We start from the raw sequence: 6,506 nt of genomic DNA, 5'->3' as shown, positions 1-6,506 counted from the left end.
TTATTTCTTCAGATATTTATCAAACCATTTTATGTATCGCACTTCCCTGTCAACCTGGTAGCTTGGTTTGCTTATGCCATGGTTTTGATCGGGATATAATATCAGTTCGGCGGGTACCCCTAATGATTTTAATGCCTGGTACATATGTTCGCTGCCGGCAGTGGGCACATTAAAATCCTTTAAACCCGACATAAACAGCACAGGCGTTTTTATCCTGTCGGCGTGCAAAAAGGGATACGATATTTTGTTGTACGCCTCTATATTTTTCCATGGCTGCCCCAACTCATTATCATACTGTAAAACGTATTGGTCGATACCATAGTTGGCTATTTGTAAAGCGCTGCCCGCACCGCTCGCAGCGGCTTTAAAACGCGCATCAGATGCTATCATAAAATCGGTTAATATACCGCCGTAACTCCAGCCGCCAACGCCCAGGCGTTCAGGATCTGCAACGCCTTGTTTAACAAGCTCGTCAACAGCCCCCTGCAGGTCCATAACCTCTTTATTACCCCAGTCGGCATTTATGGCTGTGGTGTAATTTATCCCCCTGCCCGAGCTTCCACGATAATTTACCGCGGCAACAGCATAGCCGGCGCTGGCCAAAATTTGGCGGGTGGCGTCAAAACTATAATCATCCTGCCCTACGGGGCCGCCATGAATGTATAGTATAAAAGGTAGTTTCTTATTAGTCAGGCTATCGGGTGTAAACAACAGCCCCGATACCTGCGTACCATCCTTACTTACCGACCGGAAAGGTTTTACATAGGCCAGCTTCACTTTATCAAGCCATTCTTTGTGATGAAAAGTAAGCCTCCTAAACTTGCCACCTTCCAGCGCGTACAACTCAAACGGCATATACGGCGTACCGTATTCCACAACAAAAGTACCTGTTGTGTGGGCGGTTATACCATCAATGTTATACTTACCGCGCGCAATGATTGTAATTTTTTTTGATTGCAGGTTATACCCGGCTACATAACGCTCCATATCGTCATCTACCAAAAAGCTGATGCTTTTACCGTCGGTGTTCCATTCCGGGGCATCGGCAGGGCGATCAAGCGGGGCGCTGGCCAGGATATTATTTGTCCCGTCGGCATTCATTACACATAGTATATTCATATCATACATGGTGTAACTGTCGGTGTTTTGGCGCAGGTAGGCAATATACTTACCATCGGGGCTCCATTTAGGGTGATTATCATGGCCGCCCCAATTTGTTAACTGTTTAACAGCGCCCTTTACCTTAGCCTCTACCGTAAATATATCGGTGTTTTCGTTCTTGTCGGGATCGGGGCTGCGGTTGCTCACAAACGCTATTACTTTACCATCCGGCGACCACTCCGGCGAAGCATCGTCAAAATCGCCATTGGTTAAAGTATCCAGCTTTTTTGTGGCTATATCAAACAGATACAGGTGTTTGCGCCGGTGTTCTAAATACCCTTCTCTATCCTGTTTAAAGTGATAGCGGTCTATCACAATAGGCTTTGGCGTTTTAGCGGGTTCTTTAAGCTTCTCTTCGGGGTCTTGCATAACCAGCACCACTTTGCGCCCATCCGGCGACCATGCATAATCGTCCAGATCGCCTTTTACATTGGTGAGTTTGCGCCCTTCGCCGCCCCGGCGGTCCATCAGCCATAGTTGTGTGGTGTCTTTTGTTTCGCGCGATGACAGGAAGGCCAGGTATTTACCATCGGGGCTCCACTTTGGTTTTGATGCCGGCTCGGGCCCATGGGTAAGCTGCAGAGATTGTTTGCCATCCCAACTTTGCATCCACAAATGTGATACCCGCTTATCCTTCGCGGTATCAATTTCGGCAACACTGTAGGCTATCCATTGCTTATCGGGCGAAACATCAGGCTCCCTTACGGTTGGGATCTTGTAATAATCTGAAGGCTGAAAGGGCTTTTTAACGCTTTGCGCTATAGCTGATGATGATAAAAAAACAAGCAGAACTATGGGTAAGGATTTTTTCATACCAGGTAATTTGTCTGTAATTTAAAAAATTAAAATACAAATCACTCGCGTTAACCTGCCAAAAAATCAATGACTTATAAAAGCCGTGGCCTAAATAACCCCGGCCTTTTCTAACTCGGCCTGCATTTGCTGTTGCAGTTTCAAGGCTTCGGCACGCGCGGCTTCGGCAAAGTCTTCGCCATTGCTCGCATAGATAATACCGCGTGATGAGTTGACGATGAGGCCGCAATCTTTAGTGATGCCGTATTTACAAACATCTTCCAGGCTGCCACCCTGCGCGCCCACGCCGGGTACCAGCAGGAAATTATCAGGCGCGTATTTGCGGATGTTGGTAAACTCGGTGCTTTTGGTAGCACCTACTACAAACATCAATCTATCGGCACCGGCCCAGGTGTTGGCTTTTTGGATCACGGTTTCGTACAGGAAGCCCGTTTCGGTTTGCAGGTATTGAAAGTCTTTACTCCCTACCGACGAGGTAAGCGCCAGTATGATAACCCATTTACCATCGTACTTTAAATACGGTGTAACACTATCGTTACCCATATAAGGTGTAACGGTGATTGCGTCAAAGCTCATGCCCGATGTTTCTTCGTTAAAAAAAGCTTTGGCGTAATTATCAGAGGTATTACCAATGTCGCCACGCTTGGCATCTATAATGTTCAGGATATCTTTAGGAGTATACTGCGCGGTGCTTATCAAGCTTTGTAAACCTTTTAATCCCCGGCTTTCGTAAAAGGCGGCGTTGGGCTTATAGGCAATGCAAAGGTCTTTAGTGGCGTCAATTATGCGCTTATTAAACTCAAAAACAGGGTCGGGGTATTGTTTTAAAAATTCGGGAATCTTATCTATATCTGTATCAAGGCCTACACATAAAAATGATTTTTTCTGTTTAATCTGTTCAATAAGTTTGCTGCGAGATATCATGTAGATTTTGAATTTGTTATGCTTCCGCAAAACTAAAAAATTAAATTTAACAGGTTATTTTTTTAATAAATTTGAATTCTAAAATAATTTTGTTAAAATTGCAGTGTTTTCCTGCATTATTTCTTGCACTAAAGAAACAATTTTGATCTCCACGTTATTTATTATCAATACTTACCTGGGCTTATTAATTGCATAATCAGGGTTTCAAGACAATTTCAAATAAAAAATCCTTTTGAACTATAATTCATATCATGTCTGATACAATCGAATTGAACGATAAACTCGTTTCTGAGTTGCGCGAAATTGCTAAAAGTTTGGGTATTGCAGAGGCAGATGAGCTTAGAAAAGCCCAGCTGATCACTTCAATTGTGCAACAAAAGCAATTAATAGAGGCCGCCAGGAACCAACAAAATACAGTTGAGAGTAACTATTCTGAAAAGCCGGCTGCAGTAGCAGTCGCCGATAATACCGAGAAAATACGTAAGCGTACCCGTACTGTAAAAACCAAAGAACAACCACGTGTTGAGGTACCTTTGGATGATACCAACTTATTTGAGGAGCAGGACGACGAGCCGGAAACCGACGATACCGAAAATACCGTTACTGCAGAAACAGCGCCTGCAAGCGAGGCAACTGAAGAACAAACCGAAGAAAGAACGGAGCAAGCCGGCCAGCCCGAGCAACCTGCAGTTGAAAACCGCCCTCAAAAATTTGAGCGCCGCGTTAATCAGCCAAAAAACCAGGAGCCTGCTATAAACCTTGATTTTGACAATGTTATTGTTAACGAAGGTGTGCTGGAAATTATGCCCGATGGCTATGGTTTCCTGCGTTCGTCAGATTATAATTACCTGACCTCGCCTGATGATATTTACGTATCGCAATCGCAAATAAAATTATTCGGCCTTAAAACCGGTGATACCGTTCGCGGTAGCATCCGCCCGCCAAAAGAGGGTGAAAAATATTTCCCGCTGGTACGTGTTGAAGCCATTAACGGCCGTATACCTGCCGAAGTGCGCGACCGTGTACCTTTTGACCACTTAACACCGCTTTTCCCGTCAGAGAAACTGAGCTTGTTTACAGATGCCGGTAACTATTCTACCCGTATTATGGACTTGTTTTCGCCAATTGGTAAGGGCCAGCGTGGTTTAATTGTAGCACAGCCTAAAACAGGTAAAACCATGTTATTAAAGGATGTTGCTAACGCGATAGCCAAAAATCACCCGGAGGTTTACCTGATCATCCTTTTAATTGACGAACGCCCCGAAGAGGTTACCGATATGGCCCGCAGCGTACGCGCCGAAGTTGTTTCATCAACATTTGATGAGCCTGCAGAGCGCCACGTAAAAATTGCCAATATCGTGTTGGAAAAAGCAAAACGTATGGTTGAATGTGGCCACGATGTGGTTATCCTTTTAGATTCTATCACCCGTTTGGCACGTGCCTACAATACAGTAGCGCCTGCATCAGGTAAAATATTATCTGGTGGTGTTGATGCTAACGCGCTGCACAAACCAAAACGCTTTTTTGGCGCGGCCCGTAACATTGAAGATGGCGGTTCATTAACCATTATTGCTACAGCATTAACTGAAACCGGTTCTAAAATGGACGAGGTTATATTTGAAGAGTTTAAAGGTACAGGTAACATGGAGTTACAGTTGGATCGTAAACTTTCTAACAAACGCATATTCCCGGCTATTGATATTACCGCGTCAAGCACCCGCCGCGACGATCTTTTACTTGATCGCGATACGCTGCAACGCATCTGGATATTGCGTAACCACCTTGCGGATATGAACTCGCAGGAATCAATGGAATTCTTACAGGCGCAAATAAAAGGCACCCGTACCAACGAAGAATTTTTGATATCGATGAATTCATAATATATTTACACTTAAAGGAGTTATAAATAACATAAGGTTAATTGTAACTCCTTTGGGTTTTAGTAAAAATTATGATACCTTCATGACATTATGAGGCGACGGGTAAAAAAACATCTTCCAAATGCTATAACGTGTGCAAATCTGTTCAGCGGGTGCATAGGTATTGTTTTTACATTCCAGGATCAGTTGATTTATGCTGCATACGCCATTTTTTTGGCAGCCATATTTGATTTTTTTGATGGCTTTGCATCACGTGTTTTACAATCCTTTTCGGGCATAGGTAAAGACCTCGATTCGCTGGCTGATATGGTGAGTTTTGGCGTACTACCATCGGCCATTATGTACGAATTGCTTTTACAGGCGCCCCAAATTAACCATGTAAGTGAGTATCTGAACTTTATAGCTTTCCTGATACCGGTTTTCTCGGCGCTAAGGTTAGCTAAGTTTAATACCGACACACGCCAGGCCGAAAGTTTTATAGGCCTGCCTACCCCAGCAAATGCTATCCTGATAGCTTCTATCCCGTTGATACTGGGACAGTATAGCAGCATGTCGCGTTACATATTAAACCCATACGGTTTATCGCTATTTATAATAATAATGTGCACCCTGCTGGTTGCCGAAATCCCTTTAATGTCGCTCAAATTTAAGAACCGCGATTTCAACAAAAACTTTTATCGCTATTTATTGCTGTTGTTTTCGGCAATACTCATTCTATTTTTTAAATTTGTAGCAGTTCCGGTGGTTATATTCATTTATATCACTTTATCTTTAATTCAATTTAAAATAACAAATGACAAAGTTCCAGGCTGAAATTGACGTAATGCCCAAAAAAGAAATACTTGACCCACAAGGAAAAGCTGTAACCGGAAGTATGAAAAACCTTGGTTTGGCCGAGATACAAAACATCCGCATTGGCAAACACATTACATTAGAGCTTGAAGCAGACAGCGCCGAAACCGCCCATGCTAAAGTTGACCAAGCCTGCAAAAACTTATTAGCCAACCTTATTATGGAAAGCTATACGTTTGAAATAAAAGCAGTATAATCTTTATTAGGTTAAAGCTAAAAGATAAAAGGCGAAAGGTGATGAGCCCTTCGCCTTTTACTTTTTATATATTAATTCGATAATTGATTAGGTAAGAAATGGTCAAAAACCTTTCACCCTTAACCTTTATCCTTTCACCGCTATAAATTAGCTTCTTTCTCTTCCTTAATTTGTTTAAGGGTAATTAAGTTAGCCGATATAATGGCGCTTACCTGTTTAAACTTCTCTACAACCTCTGCCGGGTTTGGGGCTCCTGCTTTGCAGGCCAGTTCAATTTCCTGCATGGTAGCCTGACTTACGGGCATACCAAAAAAACCAAGATTGGGTTTTAGTTTGTGCGATGCCTGGGCTGCAGTAACCCAGTCTGCTGCATTTATTGCATCACTTATACTGGTCAGCAAATCTGGCGATTGATCCAAAAACATGGTTATCGATTCAACAATAAACTCATCGCTGCCGTCGGCAATTTCATATAAAAAAGAAAGATCAAGGTCCTGATCTGGAGAAATATCTGGCATATTAAGAATTAAATTATATCAAAAATATACTTTTTTTACTATCAAGTTATCTTTAAGTTCATTTTTAATCCCCAAAATATTTTTGCCAAGTACTGGGTGAAGATAATCAGCAGCAATTTCGGCAAGCGGGGCAAGCGTAAAACTGCGCTTATGCAACTCCGG

General features: G+C 42.9%; 6 protein-coding genes. 3 read left to right on the top strand and 3 right to left on the bottom strand.

Annotation, left to right across the window (positions count from 1 at the left end):
• Together JWQ85_RS07025 and pyrF are read right to left on the bottom strand one after the other, a co-directional pair.
• Positions 1–1,974, bottom strand: coding sequence for a S9 family peptidase (locus tag JWQ85_RS07025; RefSeq protein WP_299466025.1), 1,974 nt, complete (start codon positions 1,972–1,974; stop codon positions 1–3).
• Between the two features lie 90 nt (positions 1,975–2,064).
• Positions 2,065–2,895, bottom strand: a complete 831-nt coding sequence (pyrF, locus tag JWQ85_RS07020; RefSeq protein ID WP_299466028.1) for an orotidine-5'-phosphate decarboxylase — start codon at positions 2,893–2,895, stop codon at positions 2,065–2,067.
• Positions 2,896–3,149: 254 nt separating this feature from the next.
• Between pyrF and rho the strand changes: the two genes are divergently transcribed.
• From rho to purS, 3 genes are all read left to right on the top strand, one after another.
• Positions 3,150–4,778: a transcription termination factor Rho gene (gene rho / locus JWQ85_RS07015; RefSeq protein ID WP_299466022.1), complete on the top strand. Its 1,629-nt coding sequence runs from the start codon at positions 3,150–3,152 to the stop codon at positions 4,776–4,778.
• A 90-nt stretch (positions 4,779–4,868) separates the two neighbouring features.
• Entirely contained in the window at positions 4,869–5,591 is a 723-nt protein-coding gene (pssA, locus tag JWQ85_RS07010) for a CDP-diacylglycerol--serine O-phosphatidyltransferase (protein ID WP_299466019.1), read from the top strand.
• The gene (purS, locus tag JWQ85_RS07005; protein ID WP_299466016.1) at positions 5,572–5,826 is read left to right on the top strand and encodes a phosphoribosylformylglycinamidine synthase subunit PurS; all 255 of its coding nucleotides are present in this window, start codon (positions 5,572–5,574) and stop codon (positions 5,824–5,826) included. Before pssA ends, purS begins: the two co-directional genes overlap by 20 nt.
• A 140-nt stretch (positions 5,827–5,966) precedes the next feature.
• Here the strand turns inward: purS and JWQ85_RS07000 are convergent, their stop codons facing one another.
• Positions 5,967–6,344 carry an Hpt domain-containing protein gene (locus JWQ85_RS07000; protein ID WP_299466013.1) on the bottom strand — a complete coding sequence of 126 codons (378 nt, stop codon included), beginning with the start codon at positions 6,342–6,344 and terminating at the stop codon, positions 5,967–5,969.
• Positions 6,345–6,506: the final 162 nt, after the last annotated feature.

This window comes from Mucilaginibacter sp., from assembly GCF_028288105.1.
Taxonomy (GTDB): domain Bacteria; phylum Bacteroidota; class Bacteroidia; order Sphingobacteriales; family Sphingobacteriaceae; genus Mucilaginibacter.
The sequence above is the reverse complement of the archived record's forward strand: the minus strand, read 5'-3'. Positions and strand labels throughout refer to the sequence as shown.

What these genes read in the sequence shown, in the direction of transcription:
- JWQ85_RS07025 (WP_299466025.1), bottom strand. Translation starts at nt 1,974, where the DNA reads ATGAAAAAATCCTTACCCATAGTTCTGCTTGTTTTTTTATCATCATCA.
- rho (WP_299466022.1), top strand. Translation starts at nt 3,150, where the DNA reads ATGTCTGATACAATCGAATTGAACGATAAACTCGTTTCTGAGTTGCGC.
- pssA (WP_299466019.1), top strand. Translation starts at nt 4,869, where the DNA reads ATGAGGCGACGGGTAAAAAAACATCTTCCAAATGCTATAACGTGTGCA.
- purS (WP_299466016.1), top strand. Translation starts at nt 5,572, where the DNA reads ATGACAAAGTTCCAGGCTGAAATTGACGTAATGCCCAAAAAAGAAATA.
- JWQ85_RS07000 (WP_299466013.1), bottom strand. Translation starts at nt 6,344, where the DNA reads ATGCCAGATATTTCTCCAGATCAGGACCTTGATCTTTCTTTTTTATAT.